This window comes from Streptomyces sp. NPDC041205 (assembly GCF_055591765.1).
Window position 1 is genome coordinate 1,475,118 of the sequence record NZ_JBVIZH010000001.1, and the last position, 21,590, is coordinate 1,496,707.

Genomic DNA, 21,590 nt, shown 5'->3' on the forward strand with positions numbered 1-21,590 from the left:
GGTCAGAAGAGCTTGCCCGGGTTGAGGAGGTGGTGCGGGTCGAACGCCGTCTTGACGGCGCGCTGCATCTCCACGCCCACCGGGCCGAGCTCGCGCGCCAGCCACTCCTTCTTCAGGACGCCGACGCCGTGTTCACCGGTGATGGTGCCGCCGAGTTCGAGGCCGAGGGCCATGATCTCGTCGAAGGACTCGCGGGCGCGCCGTGACTCGTCGGGGTCTGCCGCGTCGAAGCAGACGGTGGGGTGGGTGTTGCCGTCGCCCGCGTGCGCGCAGACCCCGATGGTCAGTCCGTACTTGTCGGCGATCCGCTCGACCCCGGCGAGCATGTCGCCGAGCCGGGAGCGCGGTACGCACACGTCGTCGATCATCGTCGTGCCCTTCACCGCTTCGAGTGCGGTGAGGGAAAGACGGCGTGCCTGGAGGAGGAGTTCGGACTCGGCCGCGTCGTCCGCCGGAACGACCTGGGTGGCGCCCGCGGCCTCGCACAGGGCGCCGACGGCGGCGAGGTCGGCGGCGGGGTCCGTGGTGTCGAAGGCGGCGAGGAGCAGCGCCTCGGTGGTCTCCGGCAGGCCCATGTTGCCGAGGGCGTTGACGGCGCGGATCGTCGTACGGTCCATCAGCTCCAGGAGCGACGGCACATGGCCGCCTTCCATGATCTCGCAGACGGCCGCGCAGGCGTCGGCGGCCGAGCCGAACTCGGCGGCGAGGACCAGCTGTTGGGGCGGCTGCGGCTTGAGCGCGAGGACGGCGCGGACGATGATGCCGAGGCTGCCCTCGGAGCCGACGAACAGGCGCGTCAGGTCGTATCCGGCGACCCCCTTGGCCGTACGCCGTCCCGTGCTCATCAGGCGTCCGTCGGCGAGGACGACGTCGAGGCCGAGGACGTACTCCGCCGTCACCCCGTACTTCACGCAGCACAGGCCGCCGGAGGCCGTGCCGATGTTGCCACCGATGGTGCACATCTCCCAACTGGAGGGATCCGGCGGGTAGAAGAGGCCGTGCTCGGCCACCGCGCGGGAGAGCGTGGCGTTGATGACGCCGGGCTCGACGACGGCGATCCGGTCGACCGGGCTGATCTCGATGATCCGGTCCATCTTGACGAGCGAGAGGACGACGCAGCCCTCGCTCGCGTTCGCCGCGCCGGACAGGCCGGTGCGGGCGCCCTGCGGGACGACCGGGACCCGCAGCTCGGTGGCGGTCCGCATGACGTGCTGGACCTCTTCGACGGTGCGCGGCAGGACCACGACGGCGGGCGTTCCCGCCTCGCAGAAGCTCGCCATGTCATTGGCGTACGAGGCCGTGACGTCCGGGTCGGTGAGGAGCGCGTCGGCGGGGAGTCCGGCGCGGAGGCGGTCCAGGAGGTCGGCGGGTGCGGCGGGGGTGCCCGGCGTGCTGTGCGTGCCACTGCTCATGATCACAGCCTCGCACTCGGGGCCATCGGTGTGAACCCGTGTGCGACGCCGTTCGCGTGCCGGGATGTGCTCTTCGTATTGACGCACAGTGAGCGCCATGGAGACCGAGGACACCCCCCAGATCTCACCCCAGGGCTCGCCCCGGGCCACGCCCGCCACACCCGCGGCGGCTCCGGCGGCTCCGGCGGCTCCGGCGGTGCAGAGTTCGGACGCCGTACGGATCCCGCGGCACGCCCGCACGTCACTGACCTCGGCGACCGCGCGGGGTCCGCTCGACGGCGGCCCCGTACCGCGCCGCTCCCCCGCCGTCCGGCGCGCGCTCGTCGCCGCCGTCGCGGGCTGCGCCGTGCTCGGCGGGGTCCTGGTCCTCCTGCCCGACCGGGGCGAGGACTCCGCGCCGCCCGCGCTGGGGCCCGCCGGGCGGGCCGCGGCCGCGGTGGGGGCCGGGGCACCGGCCGCGATGCCCGATCTGGCGGTGCTCATCGGTGAGCGCGAGGCGCATCTGCGGGCGCATCCCGGCGACGACCAGTCATGGGCGGTACTCGGTTCCGCGTACGTCGAACGGGGCCTGAGGACCGCCGACTCCGCGTACTACCCGAAGGCCGAGCGGGCCCTGCGCGCCTCGCTGCGGACCCGGCCCGAGCGGAACGCGGCCGCCCTCACCGGCCTCGCGACCCTCGCCAACGCCCGGCACGACTTCCGGGACGCGCGGAAGTGGGGCGAACAGGCGGTGCGGCTCGCGCCGCGGCGGTGGGCGGCGCACGCGGCCCTCCTCGACGCCTACCGGGGGCTCGGCGACGCCAAGGGGGTCGGGCGGGCCCTGGAGAAGGTGCGGAAGCTGGGCCCGGGGACGGCGGCCGCCCGGGTCCGGTCCGGGGCCGTCTACCGGGACCGGGGCTGGCGCGAGGACGCGGCCGCGGCGCTCTCGGACGCGGCGGCGCTCGCGGAGACGCCCGCCGAACGGGCGGCCTGCCTGTACCGGGTCGGGGAGCTGGCCTGGGAGCGGGGCGAGCCCGGCGACGCGCTGCGCCACTACGACGCGGCGCTCGCGGCCGACCCCGATCATCACCCCTCGCTCGCGGCGAAGGGGCGCGCGCTCGCCGCGCTCGGCCGGACGTCGGACGCCCTGCACGCGTACCGGGCCGCGCTCGTCCGGCGGCCCGCCCCCGAATACGCCCTGGAACTCGGCGAGTTGTACGAGTCCCTCAAGCTGCGGCCCGCCGCTCTTGCCCAGTACGACCTGCTGCGGGCGCGGGTCCGGCAGGGGGGTCTCGGTGGGGTGAACGACGAGCGGGTGCTCGGGGTGTTCGAGGCGGAGCACGGGGACGCGGGGGCGGCGGTGCGGAGGCTCACCGCGGAGTTCAAGCGGCACGCGTCGCCGGAGAACGCGGATGCGCTGGGGTGGGCGCTGCATCGTTCCGGTGCGTCCGAGGCGGGCCTGAAGCACGTCGAGTCCGCCGTGAAGAAGGGCCCGCGCAGCGCGCTGTTCGCCTACCACCGCGGCCAGATCGAACGCGAACTGGGCCGCTACGGCGCGGCCCGCCGCCACCTGACGGAGGCCCTCCGCATCAACCCCCACTTCTCGCCCCTGGGAGCCCCGGCGGCCCAGGCCGCCCTGAGGTCCCTGGGCGACCCCCCGGAGGGAGGCCCAGCCCAGGTGTACGCGCCGCGTGGGGCGCCCATCCCGAAACTGCCCCGCCCGGCCAAGCCTCCGAGGCAGTCCAACTGAACCCCTACGTCATGGCACCGTCGACCGGGGCTGTGCCCACCCGTTCCGCCCTCTGGGCCCCCCAGCTGCCCACAGCGGGGGGGGGCGACAAGCCACCCCCGCACCTCAGCGACGCCGGACGACCGTTCGCGGCACCGGTGCCCAGGACTGCCCGCAGCACTAGCGGGCAGCCGCCCCGGCTGCGGCCCGAGGCATGACGTGCCCGTAAACGGGCGGGCGGGTGGGAGAGATCCGCCGCGGTAGCGGCGGGACAGGGGCACCCCCACCCCGCCGCGGACAAAAGCGAACCCCGTCCTAAAGGTTGCCCCGCTTCTCCTGCTCGCGCTCGATCGCCTCGAACAGCGCCTTGAAGTTCCCCTTGCCGAAGCCCATCGACCCATGCCGCTCGATCATCTCGAAGAAGACGGTGGGCCGGTCCTGGACCGGCTTGGTGAAGATCTGCAGCAGGTACCCGTCCTCATCGCGGTCGACGAGGATCTTCTGCTCGCGCAGGATCTCGACCGGTACACGGGTCTCGCCCGCCCACTCGCCGAGGGTGTCGTAGTAGCTGCCCGGCACGTCGAGGAACTCGACACCCGCGGCCCGCATGGCCTTCACGGTGGCCACGATGTCGTTGGTGGCGAGCGCCATGTGCTGGACGCCGGGGCCCCCGTAGAACTCGAGGTACTCGTCGATCTGCGACTTCTTCTTCGCGATCGCCGGCTCGTTGATCGGGAACTTGACCTTCTTGGTGCCGTCCGCGACGACCTTCGACATCAGGGCGCTGTACTCGGTGGCGATGTCGTCACCCACGAACTCCTTCATGTTCGTGAAGCCCATGACCTTGTTGTAGAAGGCGCACCACTCGTTCATCTTGCCGAGCTCTACGTTGCCGACACAGTGGTCGATGGCCTGGAAGGTCCGCTTGGCGGGAGGCGCCACGATCGGCTGCGCGGCGACGAAGCCGGGCAGGTAGGGGCCGTCGTAGCCGGTGCGCTCGACGAGGGTGTGGCGGGTCTGGCCGTACGTGGCGATGGCGGCGCGCACGACGGTGCCGTGCTCGTCCTTCGTCTCGTAGGGCTCCTCGAGGCCGGTGGCACCGTGCTCGACGGCGTAGGCGTACGCGGCGCGCGCGTCCGGGACCTCGATGGCGAGGTCGACGACACCGTCGCCGTGCTCGGCGACATGGCCCTCGAGGAAGCGGCCCCAGTCGGTGGAGGCCTTGATGACGGAGGTGAGGACGAAGCGCGCGGCGCCGCTCTCCAGCACGTAGCTGGCGGTCTCGCGGCTGCCGTTCTCCGGTCCGGAGTAGGCCACGAGTTTCATGCCGAACGCCGTGGAGTAGTAGTGCGCTGCCTGCTTGGCGTTGCCCACGGCGAAGACGACCGCGTCCATTCCCTTCACCGGGAAGGGGTCGGCCTCGCGCGCGGTTTCGGGGGTGGTGTGTGTGGTCTGAGTCATAGAGGGAGGCTCCCGCCGAACCACAAGATGCGCAATAGTTCGCGTATTCACTGGGCAATCTGCCCAGCATCCAACCCGATCGAGCGGGCGTTCTGTACAGGATGCTCATCAGGGAGGCGGCATGGCGATCGATCATTTGGACGGCAGGCTCATCGTGCTGCTCGCGCGGGAGCCGCGCATCGGCGTCCTGGAGGCGTCCCGGCGCCTGGGTGTCGCGCGGGGCACGGTGCAGGCGCGGATGGACCGGCTTCAGTCGAACGGAGTCATCCGGGGCTTCGGCCCGGACGTGGACCCGGCGGCGCTCGGCTACCCGGTGACGGCGTTCGCGACGCTGGAGATCAAACAGGGCCAGGGCGCGGACGTACGGGCCCATTTGGCGACCGTGGCCGAGGTCCTGGAGCTGCACACCATCACCGGCCACGGGGACATGCTCTGCCGTCTGGTGGCCCGCTCGAACGCCGATCTCCAACGTGTGATCGACCGGGTGGTGGGTTTTGATGGCATCGTCCGGGCCTCCACGGCGATCGTCATGGAGAACCCGGTCCCGCTGCGGATCATCCCCCTGGTGGAACAGGCGTCCGACGACACAGGACCTGGGTAGAGACGACGGGTACGGCACGCGGGCGCCGGGAGCCTCCCGGCGCCGTCCGAGCGCTCTCGGCGAGGTGAACGGCACAGGTGAACTTCTGGGACTACCTCGGCAATCGTCACCAGCAGTTGCTGATGGACGCGTACCAGCACGCGAGCGCCGTCTTCCAGTGCATGGTCGTGGCCACCGCCATCGGCGTCCTGATCGGCGTCCTGACGTACCGCAGCGAGTGGGCCGGGAACCTGGCGACGACGGTGACGTCCACGATCCTCACCATCCCCTCGCTCGCCATGATCGGTCTGCTGATCCCGGTCGTGGGCCTGGGGGTCGCGCCGACCGTGACGGCCCTGATCCTGTACGGCCTGCTGCCGATCGTGCGCAACTCCATCGTCGGCCTGCGCGGGGTCGACCCGACGCTCGTGGACGCCGCGAAGGGCATCGGGATGTCGCGGCTGCACCGGCTCGTGCGGATCGAGCTGCCGCTCGCGTGGCCGCCGATCCTGACCGGCATCCGGGTCTCCACGCAGATGCTGATGGGCATCGCCGCGATCGCCGCGTACGCCTCGGGGCCCGGCCTCGGCAATGAGATCTTCCGCGGCATCGCCTCGCTCGGCAGCAAGAACGCGCTCAACCAAGTGCTCGCGGGCACGCTGGGGATCATCGTCCTGGCGCTGCTCTTCGACGCCGTGTACGTCCTGATCGGCCGGCTGACGATTCCGAGGGGTATCCGTGTCTGAGACGTCCGATACGACCGCCGCCACCGCCCCGCCCGAGGAACCGGCGCCCGCGGCCACCACCGGCGCGACCATCGAGCTCGAGAACCTCACCAAGCGCTATCCGGGCAGCGGCGACCCGGCCGTGGACAGCGTGAACATGGAGATCAAGGCGGGCGAGATCGTCATCTTCGTGGGCCCCTCGGGCTGTGGGAAGTCCACCACACTGAAGATGATCAACCGCCTGATCGAGCCGACCAGCGGCCGCATCCGCATCAACGGCGAGGACGTCACGGACATCGACCCGGTGAAGCTGCGCCGCAAGGTCGGCTACGCCATCCAGTCCTCCGGGCTCTTCCCGCACATGACGGTCGCTCAGAACATTGCCCTCGTACCGAAGATGGTCGGCTGGGGGAAGTCGAGGATCAAGTCGCGGGTCGAGGAGATGCTGGACCTGGTGGGCCTGGACCCGGCCGAGTTCCACGGCCGCTATCCGCGCCAGCTCTCCGGCGGCCAGCAGCAACGCGTGGGCGTGGCACGGGCGCTCGCGGCCGACCCGCCCGTGCTCCTGATGGACGAGCCGTTCGGCGCGGTCGACCCCATCACCCGCGACCACCTCCAGGACGAGCTGATCCGCCTCCAGCACGAGCTGCACAAGACGATCGTCTTCGTCACGCACGACTTCGACGAGGCCATCAAGCTGGGCGACCGCATCGCGGTCCTGCGCGAGCGCTCGCACATCGCGCAGTTCGACACCCCCGAGGCGATCCTCACCAACCCGGCCGACGACTTCGTCTCCGGTTTCGTGGGCGCGGGCGCGGCCCTGAAGCGGCTGAACCTCACGCGCGTACGCGATGTGGAGATGGCGGACGTGCCGACGGTGACCGTCGACGACCCGCTGCAGGAGATCTTCGACAAGCTGCGCGCGAGCGGCACCAACGAACTGCTCCTGCTCGACAAGCGCGGCCGCCCCTACAAGTGGCTGCGCCGCGGCGACCTGATGCGCGCCAAGGGCTCCCTGGCCCGCGCGGGCACCCTCGTGCACGACACGGTGACCAGGGACGCGACCCTGCGGGACGCCCTGGAGGCCGTCCTCACCGACAACGCCGGACGGGTCGCCGTCACCGGGCGGCGGGGCGAGTACACGGGCGTCGTCGACATGGAGACCCTGATGAACTCCGTGCACGAGATGCTGGAGGCCGACCGGCTCGAAGCCATGGAGCACCAGCACGAACTGGAGGAGCAGCGCGCGCAGTTGACGCACGCGGCACAGGAGGGCACCGCTGGGGAGGCGAAGGCGTGACGCCGCCGCCCGGGGGCGAGCCCCGGATCCCCGAACGCAAGGCCTCGGCCAGGGCACCCGAGCGCCCCCGGGGCGAGCACGACGTGAAGGGCCTGGCGTTCCGCGACGAGGGCGAGGCCGAGCAGGAGACGCCCGCGCCCGCCCTCGCGGCGAAGCCACCGCGCCGGATCACCTGGCAGAAGCTGACGGTGCTTCCCGCGGTCCTCGCGGCCGTGCTCCTCGCCACCTGGCTCTGGTTCGAGCAGGCGGACCTGGACTCGATCTCCGAGAACGCGCTGTCCAACGGGCAGGTCGGCAAGGCGCTGCGCCAGCACGTCGAGCTGACGGCGATCTCGACGTTCTTCGTGCTGATCATCGCGATCCCGCTGGGGATCCTGCTCACCCGGCGCGCCTTCCGCAAGGGCGCCCCGGTGGCGATGGCGCTGGCCAACACGGGCCAGGCGACCCCGGCGATCGGCCTGCTCGCGCTGCTCGTCATCTGGATGGGCATCGGCGAGAAGGCGGCCCTGACGGGCATCATCATCTACGCCGTCCTGCCGGTCCTCTCCAACACCATCGCGGGCCTGCGCGCCAACGACCCCACCCTCCTGGAGGCCGCGCGCGGCATCGGCATGTCCCCCCTCGGGGTGCTCGCGAGGGTCGAACTCCCGCTGGCCGTACCGCTGATCCTCGCGGGCGTGCGCACCGCCCTCGTCCTGAACGTGGGCACGGCGACGCTCGCGACCTTCGGCGGCGGGGGCGGGCTCGGCGTCCTGATCACGACGGGCATCACCAATCAGCGCATGCCGGTCCTGATGCTCGGCTCGATCCTGACGGTGGTCCTCGCCCTGCTGGTGGACTGGCTGGCCTCGCTGGCCGAGCTGGTGCTCAGCCCGCGCGGCCTGGAGGTGCGGTCATGAGGCGTACGACCAGTGCGCGGACGAAGGCGCTCGCGGCCGTGGGCGGGGTGCTGCTCGTGGCCGCCGGGTGCGGTCTCACCAGCGGGTCGCCGATGGTGGACGACGTGAAGCCGGGCATCGTCGGGCAGGGCAAGCCCCTGGAGGGCGCCGATCTCACCGTCACCTCCAAGGAGTTCACCGAGCAGCTGATCCTCGGCGCCATCATGGGCATCGCCTTCCAGGCGGCCGGGGCGGACGTCCTGGACCGGACCGGCATCCAGGGTTCCATCGGGGCGCGCGAGGCGGTCAAGGGCGGGGACGCGGACGGCATGTACGAGTACACGGGCACCGCGTGGATCACCTATCTCGGCAACTCCGCCCCCATCCCGGACCCGCACCAGCAGTGGGACGCCGTACGCAAGGCGGACGCGAAGAACGGCGTGACCTGGCTGGCGCCCGCGGCCCTGAACAACACCTACGCCCTGGCCCTGAACCGGTCCAACCTGAAGAAGTACGGCACGAAGACCCTCTCCGACGTCGCCGCCCTGTCCAAGTCCGACCCGAAGGCGGTCACGCTGTGCGTGGAGGGCGAGTTCGCCAACCGCGCCGACGGCCTGCCCGGCATGCAGAAGAAGTACGGCATGAGCCTGCCGTCCGGGAACATCACGCAGATGGACACCGGGATCATCTACACCCAGGCCGAGAAGGGCAGTTGCACCTACGGCGAGGTCTTCACCACCGACGGCCGCATCAAGGCGATGAACCTGACGCCGATGGCCGACGACAAGCGCTTCTTCCCCAACTACAACGCCGCCCCCGAGATCAACAGCAAGACCATGAAGAAGTACCCGGAGATCGCCGACGTCCTGGCCCCCGTGACGAAGAAGCTCGACAACACGGTGGCGCGGGAGCTGAACGCGAAGGTGGACGTGGACGGGCAGGACCCGCACGAGGTGGCGAAGGACTGGATGGTGGCGGAGGGCTTCGTCAAGGAGTAGCCGGGGGCCGGTGGCGGGTGCCGCCGCCCCCAGGAGCTTCCAAAGACTTCGTTGCAAAGAAAGCGTTGCAACGGAGTCTTTGCATGCGTAGGCTGCGGAGCATGACGGAGAAGTCACAGTCGCCCGAGCAGGCGGCACCGGACCGCAAGGTCCGCCATCTCGACCCGCGCACGCTGCGCGGGATCGCCCACCCCCTGCGCATGCGGATCCTCGGCTCGCTGCGCCTGGACGGACCGGCGACGGCCTCCCAACTGGCCGAGCGCCTGGACGAGTCGAGCGGCGCGACGAGCTACCACCTGCGCCAGCTCGCGGAGTACGGCTTCGCCGAGGACGACCCGGAGCGCGGCAAGGGCCGCGAGCGGTGGTGGCGCGCGACGTACGACGGCACGCACGTGGACAACGACTTCGCGCGGGACGCCGATCCCGAAGTGCGCGGCGCGTACTCCACGTTCATGCACGAGCACGCGGGGAACCACGCCGCAGAGGTCGCCACCTGGATCGCCACCGGGCAGGACTGGTCGGAGGAGTGGGTCGAGGCCTCGGACATCAGCGACTTCACCCTGAACCTGACGCCCGCGCTGGCGGCCGAGCTCAAGGCAAAGATGCACGAACTCGTCGAGAGCTACCGGCCGTTGGCTCCGGAGGGCGGCACGCCGAACACCGCCAAGGTCCGCCTGCACACCCACCTGATCCCGACCCGGCCCACGGACTGAGAGGCATCCGCGATGCACCCCGACGTACATCTGATGCTGCACCATGCCCGCGCGGCGGACTTAACTCGCGCGACCCCCACCCGACGACAGCCGCGCGAGGCGCCGCTGCGGGCTCAACTGGGCTGGACGCTGGTCGAGTTGGGCCTGCGCCTGGTCAGCAGCTCGGGACCTTCTCGCCCTTCTGCAGGGCTCGCAGCGAGTCGACCGTACTCGCCAGCGTAGTCACCGGGACCAGCCGGAGGCCCTTCGGCTTCTCGGCCTCGGCGTCCGAGCACTCGGCCTTGGGCACGAGGAAGACCGTGGCGCCGTCGCGGGCCGCGGCCTGGGTCTTCATGGCGACGCCGCCGACCGGGCCGACCTTGCCGCTCGCGGAGATGGTGCCGGTGCCCGCGATGGTGCGGCCGCCGGTCAGGTCGCCCCCGCTGCCGTCGCCGTCCAGCTTGTCGATGATGCCGAGCGCCAGGAACAGGCCCGCGCTCGGCCCGCCGATCTTGCCGAGGTCGGCCGTCACGTCGATCTTGTCGGTGCCGTCCACGCCGTTCGCCCGCAGATGGCCGAGCGCCGCCTTCGTGGCGTCGTCCTGGGACTCGCGCATGTCGCCGAGGTTGTGCTTCTCGACTTCCTTGACGTTGTCGCCGTCGGGGTAGACGGAGTCCTTCGGCATCACGGCCCGGTCCGTACGGAACCAGCCGTCGATGACGTCACCGAGCCGCACGTCCATCTGCGGCCCGGTCGCCACGATGGTCGTCATCCGCAGCTCGCCCTTGGTCTCCCGCAGCGGCGCTCCGCTGATCTTGAGGACGGGCTTGCCCTCGTACTTTCCGAGCACGTCGGCGGTGCCGCCCGGCTGGGCGACGGCGAACGGCAGCGGCGCGAGCGCGACGACGGCGAGCAGGCCGACGAGGGGGACGGCGGCGACGGCCAGGGCCTTGGGGCGGCTCAGACGAGCGAGACGAGACAGCACGCGTCCAATCTAACGCGAGCGAAGAATCAGCCCGTCCGGCGCTTGAGGACGAGCCGGGCCGCAGGCCGCGATCGGCGGCGCGGCGGGCTGCCCGGGCGCGAGGCCGGGATCACCCCGCACGCCCGCGCGGCCTCAGCGCAACGCGTCGGCTACTTCACGGGCCGCGTCCACCACCCGCGGCCCCACCCGCTCCGGCACCGAGTCCGCCAGCATGACGACCCCGACGCTCCCCTCTATCCCGGTCACCCCGACCAGGGGGGCCGCGGCGCCGCTCGCCCCGGCCTCCAGTTCGCCGTGGGTGAGGGCGTACCCGGGGTCGGTGATCTGGGCCTGGCGGGCCGCCAGGATCGCCTTGCCCGCGGCGCCCCGGTCCAGCGGGTGCCGGAAGCCGGTGCGGTACGCCACGTGGTAGTCGGTCCAGGTCGGCTCGACGACCGCGACGGCGAGCGCCTCGGTGCCGTCGACGAGGGTGAGGTGGGCGGTGGCGCCGATGTCCTCGGCCAGGGCGCGCAGGGCGGGCAGCGCGGCCTCGCGGACGAGCGGGTGGACCTGCCGGCCGAGCCGCAGCACACCGAGCCCGACGCGGGCGCGGCCGCCCAAGTCGCGCCGTACGAGAGCGTGTTGTTCGAGCGTGGCGAGCAGGCGGTACACCACGGTGCGGTTCACGCCGAGCTTGTTGGACAGCTCCGTGACGGTCAGGCCGTGGTCGGTGTCGGCGAGCAGCTTGAGGACGCGCAGTCCTCGGTCGAGCGTCTGAGATGTCTCCGCTGTCACGACGCCCACTCCTTTAGTGGTGAGGGTCGACGGCCCCCTGGCGGCGGGCACCGGACGCGCTCCGGGGCGACGCTGCCACGGGGCGTTGTGTAGCGGGGACAGTAGCGAGGGCGTCCCGCTCAGCGGAAGACTCCGTCCAGAATCCGGTCAAGGGGAGGGAAAGAGAGACCGGAACGTCCCGATAGATCCCGTCGCATATGGACGCTGTGTGCACAACGTCTACACGCGGAGCGCACGATTCCCTACGGGACGGAGTACCGGGGCCGTACTGCTCGCCAAGGGCGGGCGTACGGCCCCGCACGGGAGGGCGAACGGTCCCGCACACGGGAGGGCGAACGGCCCCGCACACGAGAGCGCGAACCCCTCACCGCATCCGGGTGGCCCACTCCTGCACCTTGGCGACCCGCTGCCGCAGTTGCCCGGCGGTGGCCTCCGCGCTCGGCGGGCCCCCGCAGGTGCGGCGCAGCTCGGTGTGGATCACGCCGTGGGGCTTGCCGCTCTGGTGGGAGTACGCGCCGACCATCGTGTTGAGCTGCTTGCGCAGTTCGAGCATCTCCTTGTGGGAGACCACGGGCCGCCGCTCGGCGGGGAGTTCGAGGAGGTCGGCCTCCTCGGCGGGCTTCTTCTTGCTGTGGGCGATCTGCCGGGCCTGCCGCTTCTGGAGCAGCAACTGCACCTGGTCGGGTTCGAGGAGCCCCGGAATCCCCAGGTAGTCCTGCTCCTCCTCGCTGCCCGGGTGCGCCTGCATGCCGAACTCGGCGCCGTCGTAGAGGACGCGGTCGAAGACGGCCTCGGACTCAAGGGCCTCGAAGGAGAACTGCTCCTGCTCGCCCGTGTCCTCGTCCTGCTGCTTGTTGGCCTCGTCCATCTCCTGCTCGGACTCGGCGTAGGGGTCCTCCTCGCCGTGCTTCTTCGGCCGGTCGAGCACGTGGTCGCGCTCGACCTCCATCTCGTTGGCGAAGCCGAGCAGGTCGGGCACGGTGGGCAGGAAGACGGAGGCGGTCTCGCCGCGCCGCCGGGAGCGCACGAAACGCCCGACGGCCTGCGCGAAGAACAGCGGAGTCGAAATGGTCGTCGCGTACACACCCACCGCGAGCCGCGGCACGTCGACGCCCTCCGACACCATCCGCACCGCGACCATCCACCGCTCGTCGCTGCCGCTGAAGTCGTCGATGCGCTTGGAGGCACCGGCGTCGTCGGACAGCACGAGGGTGGCCTTGGTGCCGGTGATCTCCCGGATCAGCTTGGCGTAGGCGCGCGCGGAGTCCTGGTCGGAGGCGATGACGAGGCCACCGGCGTCCGGGATGGCCTTGCGCACCTCGCCGAGGCGCCGGTCGGCGGCCTTCAGGACGTTCGGCATCCAGTCGCCGCGCGGGTCGAGGGCGGTGCGCCAGGCCTGCGAGACGGCGTCCTTGGTCATGGGCTCGCCGAGACGGGCGGCGATCTCGTCACCGGCCTTCGTGCGCCAGCGCATGTTGCCGGAGTACGAGAGGAAGATGACCGGCCGGACGACGCCGTCACCCAGCGCGCTCCCGTAGCCGTACGTGTAGTCGGCGGCCGACCGCCGGATGCCGTCGTTGCCCTCCTCGTACACGACGAAGGGGATGGGGTTGGTGTCGGACCGGAAGGGCGTGCCGGTGAGCGCGAGCCGCCGGGTGGCGGGCTCGAAGGCCTCCAGGCAGGCCTCGCCCCAGGACTTGCTGTCCCCCGCGTGGTGGATCTCATCCAAGATCACCAGCGTCTTCCGCTGCTCCACCCGGTTCCGGTGCAGCATGGGGCGCACGCCGACACCGGCGTACGTGACGGCGACGCCCTGGTACTCCTTGCTGAGCGGTCCCGCGCTGTACTCGGGATCCAGCTTGATCCCTATCCGCGCGGCCGCCTCGGCCCACTGCTTCTTCAGGTGCTCCGTGGGCGCGACCACGGTCACCTGCTGCACCACGTGGTGGTGCAGCAGCCAGGACGCGAGCGTCAGCGCGAACGTCGTCTTGCCGGCGCCGGGTGTGGCGACCGCGAGGAAGTCGCGCGGCTGCTCCTGGAGGTACTTCTCCATCGCCCCCTGCTGCCAGGCACGCAGCTTGCTGGCGGTGCCCCAGGGGGCGCGGCCGGGGAAGGCGGGGGAAAGGTGGTGGGACGAGGAGGCGGCGGTGGTAGTCACGGTCTCCGGTTCGTTCGGGTTCGGCGGCACGGCTACGTATGACAACCGGGCCACCTTACCGGTGCGACCCCGGGGCATCGGGTTGACGACCCCGGAGGCACGACGGGTGGGACACGTCTCACACCCGCGCGCCGGAGGCCCCGGCAGGCAGTCAGCCCGTCCGGCGCTTGAGGACGAGGCCGAAGGCCGATTCGGCGGCGCCCGGTCCCACCCGGAGGCCCCCCAAGGCGCGGAGCGCCGAGAAGCGGGGGCCCAGGGGGCGGCAGCCCCCGGTTACGGGAAGGGGCGGGCCTGGGGGCTACGCAGCCGCGTCCCCACCCAAACCCCCACCAACGCCACCACAGCCATGGGCACAAACACCGCGGTGAACGCACCTGGATGCGACCCACCGACCTCCCCCACCCCATGTCCGCCGCCCACCGTCCCCCCACCGAGCGCGGCGAACGCAGCCCCACCCGCAGCCAGCAGAATCACGTTCGAAAGCCCGTCGGATATCTGAAGCGAAGCCGAGTTGGCCCCGGCGTCCTCAGGCGCGGACAACCGCAGCAACAGCACACTCGTGGAGGCGATGACCAGCCCCATGCCAAGGCACCCGACCCCCCACGCGACAGCGACGATCCACACGGGCACGGCGTCGATCAGCACGCTCGGCGCGGCAGCGATGGCGGCAGCGACGAGCACCATCCCGAGGGCGACCAACCGGCTCCGGTACGCCTCCATCCCCGGCCGCGACTGCACGTACGACCCGAGCGCCCACGTGGCGCCCCCCGCCGCGAGCGAGAACCCCGCGAGCGTCGGCGAGAGCCCCCGCTCGGTGACCAGCATCAGCGGCACGAAGGACTCGGCGGCGACGAAGGCCCCGGACGCGATGCCGCGCAGCAGCACGACGGAGGGGAGCCCGCGCGCGGCCCGGTAGGTGCCGCGCGGCAGCAGCCCGAGGACGGCGGGGACGAGGAGGGCGGCGCCCGCCGCGGCCGGGAGCAGCGAGAGCCACCGCAGGTCCTGCCCCGCGTACTGGAGCAGCCCCGCCCCCACCGAAATCCCCAGCGCGAGCCGAATCCGCCGCCGGTCGAACGTCTCGACGGGCGCGTCGGGGTCGACGGGCCCCGACGCGGTCCGCCGTATCGCGGGCAGCGCGAGCACCAGCGGCGCCACGACGAGCACCGGTATCCCCACGAACACCCACCGCCACCCCAGATGCTCGGTGACGGTCCCGGCGATGAGCGGCCCCACGACCGACGGCACCACCCAGCACGCGGCGAACGCGGCGAGGATGGGCGCCCGCAGCCGCTCCGGGTAGGCCCGGCTGACGATGACGTACAGCGAAACGATCACAAGCCCGCCGCCGAGCCCCTGCACGGCCCGCCCCAGGATGAACATCCACATCACGGCCGCCGTGCCGGACAGCACGAGCCCCGCCGCGAACGCGCTGATCCCCACCGCGAGCGGCCCGAGCGGCCCCCGCCGGTCGGCCCACTGCCCCGAGAGCACCATCCCGAACAGACTCGTCGTGAAGTACCCGGAGAACGCGAACGCGTACAGCGACACCCCGTCCAACTCCCGCGCCGCCACGGGCATCGCCGTCCCGACGGCGGTCGCCTCGAAGGCGATGAGCAGGACGACGGAGACGATGCCGATGCTGAGCGCGCGATGGGGCCTGCCGAGGACTCCGCCTTGCGACTCGGGCGGGTCCGTGTCGACGGAAGGGGCGGAGGCGACATCGGTGTCGCGCGGGTCGGGGCTGGTCATGCCAGTCACGGTAAGGGCCACCACGGACTTTGACCCCTGTCCGGAGAAGGTCGCCCCTTGGTCCCTTGGTCGTACGACTCGGCGGCCGCGCTGACGTACTCCCGACTCCGCGCGCTCACACCCGCGCGTACCGCCGACTCCGCGCGCTCAGATCCCCACGGACCCCGATCCCCCGGGCCCCGGTCCTCCGCTCCCCGAGTCACCGCCGCCCCCCGCCCCGTCCTCCGACCAGTCCAGGAAGCGCTTGTACGTCTCCTTGCCGGTCCTGCCCTGGTCCCAGGTGACCGTCAGGGTGTCGCCACCGGAGAAGACCAGGTTGCCGTAGATCTCCTTCTTGTCGCGCTCGCAGAGGAGGCCGATGCGGTAGCTGCGGCCGGGTTCGATGACGCGGCGCAGGCCGGTGCAGCGGCCGTCGTCGAGGAGTGAGACCGAGGCCTTCTTCGGCTTCGTCGTGTCGGGGCTGTCGCGCAGCCCGAGGATCCCGCCGCCCGGCTTCTCCGAGCGCCAGAACCCGACGAGGGTGGTCCCGGTGGGCCCGCCGCCGGGCTCGTCCCCTTCGTCCTCGCTCTCCCCGGAGTCGGGGTCGGCGTACGGGTCGTCGGACTCCCCCGCGCCGTCCGACTCCTCCGCGCCCGGCGTCTCGCCCGGCCGGGGCTCGGCGCCCGCGCTCCGGCTGGCCTTGGCGGCGGGCTTCTTCGACTCACCGTCGTCGTCACCCTTGCCAACCGCGAACCAGATTCCGCCGCCGACCACGGCGAGCGCGACCACGGCGGCCGTGACGACCAGCCATCCCTTGCGCTTGGGGCCGCCGCCGTCGGGGGTGGGGTACTGCGGCGGGTAACCGCCGTAGGGCGGCTGGGCGTTCGGCTGGGGATAGGGCTGCGCGTAGGCGTCCGCCTGCGGCTGCGCGTACGGGTTGTCTGCCGACGGCTGCTGCGTGCCGTACGGGCCCTGCGGTGGCGGCGCGTACGGGCCCTGCGCGCCCGGAGGCGGCCCGAATCCCCCGCCCTGCCACGGCTGCGACTGCGGCTGGCCGGGCTGCTGCCCCGGCGGCTGCGTCATCTGTGGTTCCTCCCCCGTCACTCAGACAACAGACTGTCCAGCCAAGTGGCCCGAGCATGTTCATTGCAAGTGCAATTTGAGCCAGCCGGGGACGGGGCCGCCCGCGCCCGGTCGCGGTTCAGCGCGGCCCGACGCGGGTCAGTTCAACGCGGCGCGCCCAAGGCTCAGTTCAGCTTCGCGCTCGCCACCACCTCGTCCACCGTCTCCTCGTCCACCGGCCCCTTGTCCGCGTACGGACCGATGCCCGTCCCGGGCGTGGCGATCCCCAGCAGGAACGCGGACCGGCCGCCGTCCACCGAGACGAGCGTCATCCGCAGATGGGCCGTGCCGCCCTCGCCATCGCGCACCGCGAGCGCCACCGCGTGGGCGGGGCGGCCGTCGACCGTGGTCGCCTCGGAGTCCTTGAGCTCCGACGATCCTTCCGGGTAGAAGAACTCCGCGTTGGAGCGCGCCGCGCGTTCCGTCTCGCTCTTCAGCGAGGACTCGGGCACCGCCCCCGACCGGCCCGCGAGCACGACCCCGCCGCCCTCCTCCTCGTTCCCTTCCGCCGCCGAGGCCGCGACCCCTTTGCCCTTCGAGGCGATCGACGACGTGAACGCGTCGATCAAGCCCCCCTTCTTGTCGTTGCGTCCCCACCCCTCGGGAATCCCGTACGACATCCCCGCCTTGGCGTCCGTCACCCGCGGCCGCCCCGCGAGCGGCCCCTCGTCGCCGTCCCGCGTCCACCACCAGGCGCCGAGACCCGCGGCGACCACCGCGAGGACCACGACCACGACGACCAGCGCGGTCCTGCCCCGGCGGCCGCCCGCGGGCCGCGGCGGCTGCGGGCAGTGCACGTACGGCTGCGGGGGCGTCGGCGGAATCGGGGGCGCTGTAGTCATGCGCCAAGACTCGCCGCCCCGCCGCGCCGCCTCCTGAGTACGCCTACTCAAGGCCCTACTCACTCGCACACATACACCGCGCACACCAGTCCCGTGCAGCTCCAGAACGACAAGTTTTCCGGCCAGCTTTTCCCTGTGATCAGGCGCACCCGCCATGGAGCATGCGTGAAGATCTTTCACGTTATCCTCACTCAAGGTGCAGGATTTGCGGTCTGCGCGCCGCCAGGACGCATGCGCAGCAGGATTACGCTCGTCCAACTCTGCACTATTTACCCGCAGTTGTCCGTAATAAGGGGCAACTCTTCCCGCCGATTACGGCGCCGCGCCATCCCCCCTGTACGCATGGCCTGGGCAGTCCGGCCGACCACCGGAACCGCCTGTTCACCACGTTCACTTGGGGGTTTTGCACATGTACGGAATCACCCGCCGCCGGGCCATCGGCGCCGCCGCGAGCGCCGCCGCCGGTCTCGCCGTCGTCGGCGCGGCCCGCGCCTCGGCGACGCCGACCGATCGGCACGCCCACGCCCAGGCCCAGCCGGGCGCCGCACCCGACGCCTTCGACGAGGTGTACCTCGGCCGCCGCATCCAGGGCGCGCCGTCCCACGACGGCGGCCACCACGGGGGCGCCCACGGGGGCCACGGCGCCGGCTACTCCGTCCGCATAGACGGCGACGAACTGCACATCATGCGCAACGCCGACGGCACGTGGATCAGCGTCATCAACCACTACGAGCCGCGGGCCACCCCGCGCGCACTCGCCCGCGCGGCCGTGGTCGAGCTCCAGGGCGCCACGCTCGTCCCGCTCGCCCCGCCCGCATCCGCGGCGCCCTCGTCCTCGTTCTCGTCCGCCGCCTGACCGGAGCAGCACCACCATGACCGTACGCAAGAACCAGTCCCAGCTCACCGCGGACGAGAAGCGGCGCTTCGTGAACGCACTGCTCGCCCTCAAGCGCGACGGGCGCTACGACTCCTTCGTCAGCACCCACAACGACTTCATCATGAGCGACACCGACAACGGCGACCGCGTCGGCCACCGTTCGCCGTCCTTCCTGCCCTGGCACCGCCGCTTCCTCATCCAGTTCGAGCAGGCGTTGCAGTCCGTGGACGCCTCCGTCGCCCTCCCCTACTGGGACTGGACCGTCGACCGCACCCCGGCCGCCTCCCTCTGGGCCCCCGACTTCCTCGGCGGCACAGGGCGCAGCCGCGACAGCCAGGTCACCGACGGCCCCTTCGCCTCCTCCGGCAACGGCTGGCGCATCAACGTACGCGTCGACGGCCGCGACTTCCTGCGCCGGTCCCTCGGCGCGGGCGTCCGCCAACTCCCCACCAAGGCCGAGGTCGACTCCGTCCTCGCCATGTCCACGTACGACATGGCGCCCTGGAACAGCGCCTCCGACGGCTTCCGCAACCACCTCGAAGGCTGGCGCGGCGTCAACCTCCACAACCGCGTCCACGTCTGGGTGGGCGGCCACATGGCCACCGGCGCCTCCCCCAACGACCCGGTCTTCTGGCTCCACCACGCCTACGTCGACAAGCTCTGGACCCAGTGGCAGTCCCGCCACCCGGGCTCCCCCTACCTGCCCGCCTCCGGCACGCGCGACGTCGTCGACCTGAACGACACGATGCGCCCGTGGGGCAACGTCACCCCGGCCGACATGCTGGATCACACGCGGCACTACACCTACGACGTGGCCGCCTGAACGAACTGATGCCAGGCCCCCGCCGCGAACGCGAGGTGGGGGCCTTGGCGGTTCTTGGAGTCGCGTACGTGGATGGTGGTGGGGGTTGTGGCGACCTCGACGCAGTCGCTGGGATTACTGCTGTCGCTGTAGCTGCTCTTGGTCCACTCCAGCGCGACCTCGACGCAGCTATCGGTCTCACTGCCGCTGCTGTAGCTGCTCTTGAACCAGACCAGCTCGGTCTTGCCTTCAGCCCAGGGCCTACGAGTCATGTCTCTCCCAGCAGTTGCTCGATGAAGGCGAGCGAATGTCGTGGCGTCAGAGCCTGCGCCCGGATGATGCCATACCGCAGTTCGAGGATTCGGATCTGCTTCGGGTCGAAGACCGGTCGGCCGTTGAACGCTCCCTCGGAGCGGCCCACCGCCGTACCGTCCCCAAACTTCAGCAGTTCGATCCCGCCGTCGATCCCAGCGTGCTCCATACAGTCCATGGGCATGACCTGGATCTCGACGTTTCGCAACTGGCCCACCTCAAGCAGGTGTTCGAGTTGCCGACGCCTCACCATTGTCCCTCCTAGAGGGCGCCTCAGCGTCTGCTCCTCCTGGATGAAGCTCAGCTCGGGCGGTGGAGTCCGCTCGAAGACAGATTGCCGCGCCATGCGTGCCGCCACCCCGCGCTCCACCTCATCGTGCGAGTAGGCAGGCCGTCGCATCTCGAACAGCGCCTGTGCGTGCTCCTTGGCCTGCAACAGGCCATGAATACTCTGGACGCCGTAGAGGCACATCTCGACCGCCCGTTCCTCCAGCTTCGCCAGCTCCCGAACCTTCTTCGGATACCGCGCCTTGGCCATCTCCTCCTTCATCGCCGAGATGAACCCGCCCGCCCCGAGGACGCTGTCGGCAGCGTCCAGGTACTCCGGGCGTGGAATCCTCGCCCCGCGCTCGACCTTGCGGACCAGGTCCTCCCCGTACCCGATGGCATCGCCGAACTCCCCCGCACTGAGACCGGCGGCCACACGCCACCGCTTCTGCTGGTGGCCCAACGCCTCGACCACCGAGGCGATCTCATCCCCGGGCTCGACGTCCCAGCCCGACTCGTCCACGCCTTCGCCGTCCGTACTCATCACGCCCACCTCCGAAAAGCACCGCCCCGCTCCAACGCGCAGCCGTACCCGTACGACACCCTGGACAGCCGGGACAGCACCGGACAGCGACGAGACAGTCACCGTACGTGCACTGCGCACCACGGTGCAGGGCAACCGGCTGGCGTCACGCTGAGGTGCATGGACTCGGAGACCACGCAAGCCCCGGCTGCTGTGCGGACGTTCAGCATCCGGCTCTCCTCGACGCCGAGAGGCGCCCGGCTGGCGCGCAGGGCGGCGGTGGGCCAACTCCAGGTGTGGCGGCTGCCGTTCGAGCCAGCGCAGCACATCGTGGCGGAGCTGGCGAGCAACGCGGTGCGGCACGGGCACGTACCGGGCCGGGACTTCCGCCTGACGCTGCGGCTGAGGGAGGACGGGGTGCTGCGGATCGAGGTGACGGACACGTACGCCGAGCGGCTGCCCCGCGCACCGGGCCGGGCGGAGCCGGACGCCGAGTCGGGCAGGGGCCTGCTCCTGGTGTCGGCACTGGCGACCCGCTGGGGCACGGAGCTGGGACCGGCGCCGCACAAGACGGTCTGGGCGGAGGTCGAGGGCCCCGGGACTCCGGGTGAGCTCACATGCCGTCGTCCGAGGGCAGGGTCTCAGTGATCATCTCCCAGACCTCCTTGGCTGCCACGCGGGAGAGCTTCAGGGGGCTGTCCGGGCCGACCTGGCCGACTTCCACAGGTTCGGCGGGCAGCTCGCGGTGCCAGTAGCCGAGGGGCCCGCAGTCCCAGACAGCGAGCGCGCGTGCTGTCACGCTGTCCGGCTCCCCGTGGCGCCTCTGCCAGACAGCGGTCATGCGCCAGCTGGACCGTAGTTCCGCGATCATGTCGGTGAAGACGCTGAGGGTCGGGCCGTCCAGGGTGTCGCTCGCCGCCAGGGCGTTCCGGATGTACTCGCGGTCCTCGCGCCCGGACGCGGTGAGGGGCATCGCTTCGAGGGCGGACAAGCCCGCGTCGAGTGTTCCTACGGTCGTCTCGACGACGGTGGCTTGCGCGTCGTGGAGAGAGTCAACTCGCCGCAGGTTCACCATGTTCGCCAACGCCCACAGCAGCATGCTGGGTTCGACGCAGGCGTACTCCGATTCGGCGTCGTCGGGCCATGCCTCGTGGGTGACCACGTGGTCCTCGCCGACGAACATCCCGTGGTGCAGCTTTCCTTGCCGACCCGCCACCTCCAACGAAATGGCCACCACTGGGCGGACCATCGTCTTGAGCAGTGGAAGGAGCAGGTTGGAGAGCTCACCCGCCTGGTTGATCAGACCGCGTTCGCGTAACTCGTCCCAGGCCGGGGCCATCTCCTCGGGCGGCGCGTCTCCCGTCGCCAGGCAGGAGAGAACGACGACATGGTCGTCGCCCAGACGGAACCGAGACCTGGCAACGTCTATAGAAGGCACGTAATCAC

General features: G+C 71.2%; 21 protein-coding genes. 10 read left to right on the forward strand and 11 right to left on the reverse strand.

What is annotated here, in order from left to right:
- Positions 1-2 precede the first annotated feature (2 nt).
- Positions 3-1,412 (reverse strand): FAD-binding oxidoreductase, encoded by a 1,410-nt coding sequence (locus ACZ6BG_RS06405; RefSeq protein ID WP_468997504.1) that lies wholly within the window; start codon positions 1,410-1,412, stop codon positions 3-5.
- 97 nt (positions 1,413-1,509) lie between these two features.
- Here ACZ6BG_RS06405 and ACZ6BG_RS06410 point away from each other — a divergent pair, with 97 nt between their 5' ends.
- Positions 1,510-3,141 (forward strand): tetratricopeptide repeat protein, encoded by a 1,632-nt coding sequence (locus tag ACZ6BG_RS06410; RefSeq protein WP_468997507.1) that lies wholly within the window; start codon positions 1,510-1,512, stop codon positions 3,139-3,141.
- 294 nt (positions 3,142-3,435) lie between these two features.
- On the opposite strand, the gene hppD is transcribed toward ACZ6BG_RS06410, so the two are convergent.
- A complete protein-coding gene (gene hppD, locus ACZ6BG_RS06415; protein ID WP_468997509.1) occupies positions 3,436-4,581 on the reverse strand; it encodes a 4-hydroxyphenylpyruvate dioxygenase in 1,146 nt (381 codons plus the stop codon).
- 121 nt (positions 4,582-4,702) lie between these two features.
- Between hppD and ACZ6BG_RS06420 the strand changes: the two genes are divergently transcribed.
- From ACZ6BG_RS06420 to ACZ6BG_RS06445, 6 genes are all read left to right on the forward strand, one after another.
- Positions 4,703-5,182, forward strand: coding sequence for an Lrp/AsnC family transcriptional regulator (locus tag ACZ6BG_RS06420; protein WP_030358359.1), 480 nt, complete (start codon positions 4,703-4,705; stop codon positions 5,180-5,182).
- A gap of 77 nt (positions 5,183-5,259) precedes the next feature.
- A complete protein-coding gene (locus ACZ6BG_RS06425) occupies positions 5,260-5,907 on the forward strand; it encodes an ABC transporter permease (RefSeq protein ID WP_468449993.1) in 648 nt (215 codons plus the stop codon).
- Entirely contained in the window at positions 5,900-7,186 is a 1,287-nt protein-coding gene (locus ACZ6BG_RS06430; RefSeq protein WP_468449994.1) for a betaine/proline/choline family ABC transporter ATP-binding protein, read from the forward strand. The genes ACZ6BG_RS06425 and ACZ6BG_RS06430 overlap by 8 nt, the downstream gene beginning before the upstream one ends.
- A gap of 26 nt (positions 7,187-7,212) precedes the next feature.
- Complete coding sequence (locus ACZ6BG_RS06435) at positions 7,213-8,085, forward strand: ABC transporter permease (RefSeq protein ID WP_468997998.1); 873 nt, start codon at positions 7,213-7,215, stop codon at positions 8,083-8,085.
- Positions 8,082-9,062 carry a glycine betaine ABC transporter substrate-binding protein gene (locus ACZ6BG_RS06440; RefSeq protein WP_468997512.1) on the forward strand — a complete coding sequence of 327 codons (981 nt, stop codon included), beginning with the start codon at positions 8,082-8,084 and terminating at the stop codon, positions 9,060-9,062. The genes ACZ6BG_RS06435 and ACZ6BG_RS06440 overlap by 4 nt, the downstream gene beginning before the upstream one ends.
- A gap of 101 nt (positions 9,063-9,163) precedes the next feature.
- Positions 9,164-9,775: an ArsR/SmtB family transcription factor gene (locus ACZ6BG_RS06445; RefSeq protein WP_468997514.1), complete on the forward strand. Its 612-nt coding sequence runs from the start codon at positions 9,164-9,166 to the stop codon at positions 9,773-9,775.
- Between the two features lie 154 nt (positions 9,776-9,929).
- Here the strand turns inward: ACZ6BG_RS06445 and ACZ6BG_RS06450 are convergent, their stop codons facing one another.
- The 6 genes from ACZ6BG_RS06450 to ACZ6BG_RS06475 form a co-directional block, all read right to left on the reverse strand.
- Positions 9,930-10,739, reverse strand: a complete 810-nt coding sequence (locus ACZ6BG_RS06450; protein WP_468997517.1) for a S16 family serine protease — start codon at positions 10,737-10,739, stop codon at positions 9,930-9,932.
- Between the two features lie 132 nt (positions 10,740-10,871).
- The gene (locus ACZ6BG_RS06455; RefSeq protein ID WP_087884308.1) at positions 10,872-11,513 is read right to left on the reverse strand and encodes an IclR family transcriptional regulator; all 642 of its coding nucleotides are present in this window, start codon (positions 11,511-11,513) and stop codon (positions 10,872-10,874) included.
- Between the two features lie 364 nt (positions 11,514-11,877).
- Complete coding sequence (locus ACZ6BG_RS06460) at positions 11,878-13,671, reverse strand: DEAD/DEAH box helicase (protein ID WP_030358367.1); 1,794 nt, start codon at positions 13,669-13,671, stop codon at positions 11,878-11,880.
- A 273-nt stretch (positions 13,672-13,944) separates the two neighbouring features.
- Positions 13,945-15,420, reverse strand: a complete 1,476-nt coding sequence (locus ACZ6BG_RS06465; protein ID WP_468997520.1) for an MFS transporter — start codon at positions 15,418-15,420, stop codon at positions 13,945-13,947.
- Positions 15,421-15,567: 147 nt separating this feature from the next.
- Entirely contained in the window at positions 15,568-16,482 is a 915-nt protein-coding gene (locus ACZ6BG_RS06470) for a hypothetical protein (protein ID WP_468997525.1), read from the reverse strand.
- Between the two features lie 164 nt (positions 16,483-16,646).
- A complete protein-coding gene (locus tag ACZ6BG_RS06475) occupies positions 16,647-17,363 on the reverse strand; it encodes a hypothetical protein (RefSeq protein WP_468997528.1) in 717 nt (238 codons plus the stop codon).
- 409 nt (positions 17,364-17,772) lie between these two features.
- On the opposite strand from ACZ6BG_RS06475, the gene melC1 reads away from it, so the two are divergent.
- Both melC1 and melC2 read left to right on the forward strand, forming a co-directional pair.
- Positions 17,773-18,219 (forward strand): apotyrosinase chaperone MelC1, encoded by a 447-nt coding sequence (melC1, locus tag ACZ6BG_RS06480; RefSeq protein ID WP_468997530.1) that lies wholly within the window; start codon positions 17,773-17,775, stop codon positions 18,217-18,219.
- 16 nt (positions 18,220-18,235) lie between these two features.
- Positions 18,236-19,063, forward strand: a complete 828-nt coding sequence (gene melC2, locus ACZ6BG_RS06485) for a tyrosinase MelC2 (protein ID WP_468997532.1) — start codon at positions 18,236-18,238, stop codon at positions 19,061-19,063.
- Here melC2 and ACZ6BG_RS06490 read toward each other — a convergent pair.
- Together ACZ6BG_RS06490 and ACZ6BG_RS06495 are read right to left on the reverse strand one after the other, a co-directional pair.
- Positions 19,045-19,314, reverse strand: coding sequence for a DUF397 domain-containing protein (locus tag ACZ6BG_RS06490; RefSeq protein WP_468997534.1), 270 nt, complete (start codon positions 19,312-19,314; stop codon positions 19,045-19,047). The two genes, melC2 and ACZ6BG_RS06490, sit on opposite strands and share 19 nt — an antisense overlap.
- Positions 19,311-20,165, reverse strand: coding sequence for a helix-turn-helix domain-containing protein (locus tag ACZ6BG_RS06495; protein ID WP_468997538.1), 855 nt, complete (start codon positions 20,163-20,165; stop codon positions 19,311-19,313). The genes ACZ6BG_RS06490 and ACZ6BG_RS06495 overlap by 4 nt, the downstream gene beginning before the upstream one ends.
- 159 nt (positions 20,166-20,324) lie before the next feature.
- Here ACZ6BG_RS06495 and ACZ6BG_RS06500 point away from each other — a divergent pair, with 159 nt between their 5' ends.
- The gene (locus tag ACZ6BG_RS06500; RefSeq protein WP_468997541.1) at positions 20,325-20,792 is read left to right on the forward strand and encodes an ATP-binding protein; all 468 of its coding nucleotides are present in this window, start codon (positions 20,325-20,327) and stop codon (positions 20,790-20,792) included.
- Here the strand turns inward: ACZ6BG_RS06500 and ACZ6BG_RS06505 are convergent.
- A complete protein-coding gene (locus ACZ6BG_RS06505; RefSeq protein ID WP_468997543.1) occupies positions 20,758-21,582 on the reverse strand; it encodes a histidine kinase in 825 nt (274 codons plus the stop codon). The two genes, ACZ6BG_RS06500 and ACZ6BG_RS06505, sit on opposite strands and share 35 nt — an antisense overlap.
- Positions 21,583-21,590: the final 8 nt, after the last annotated feature.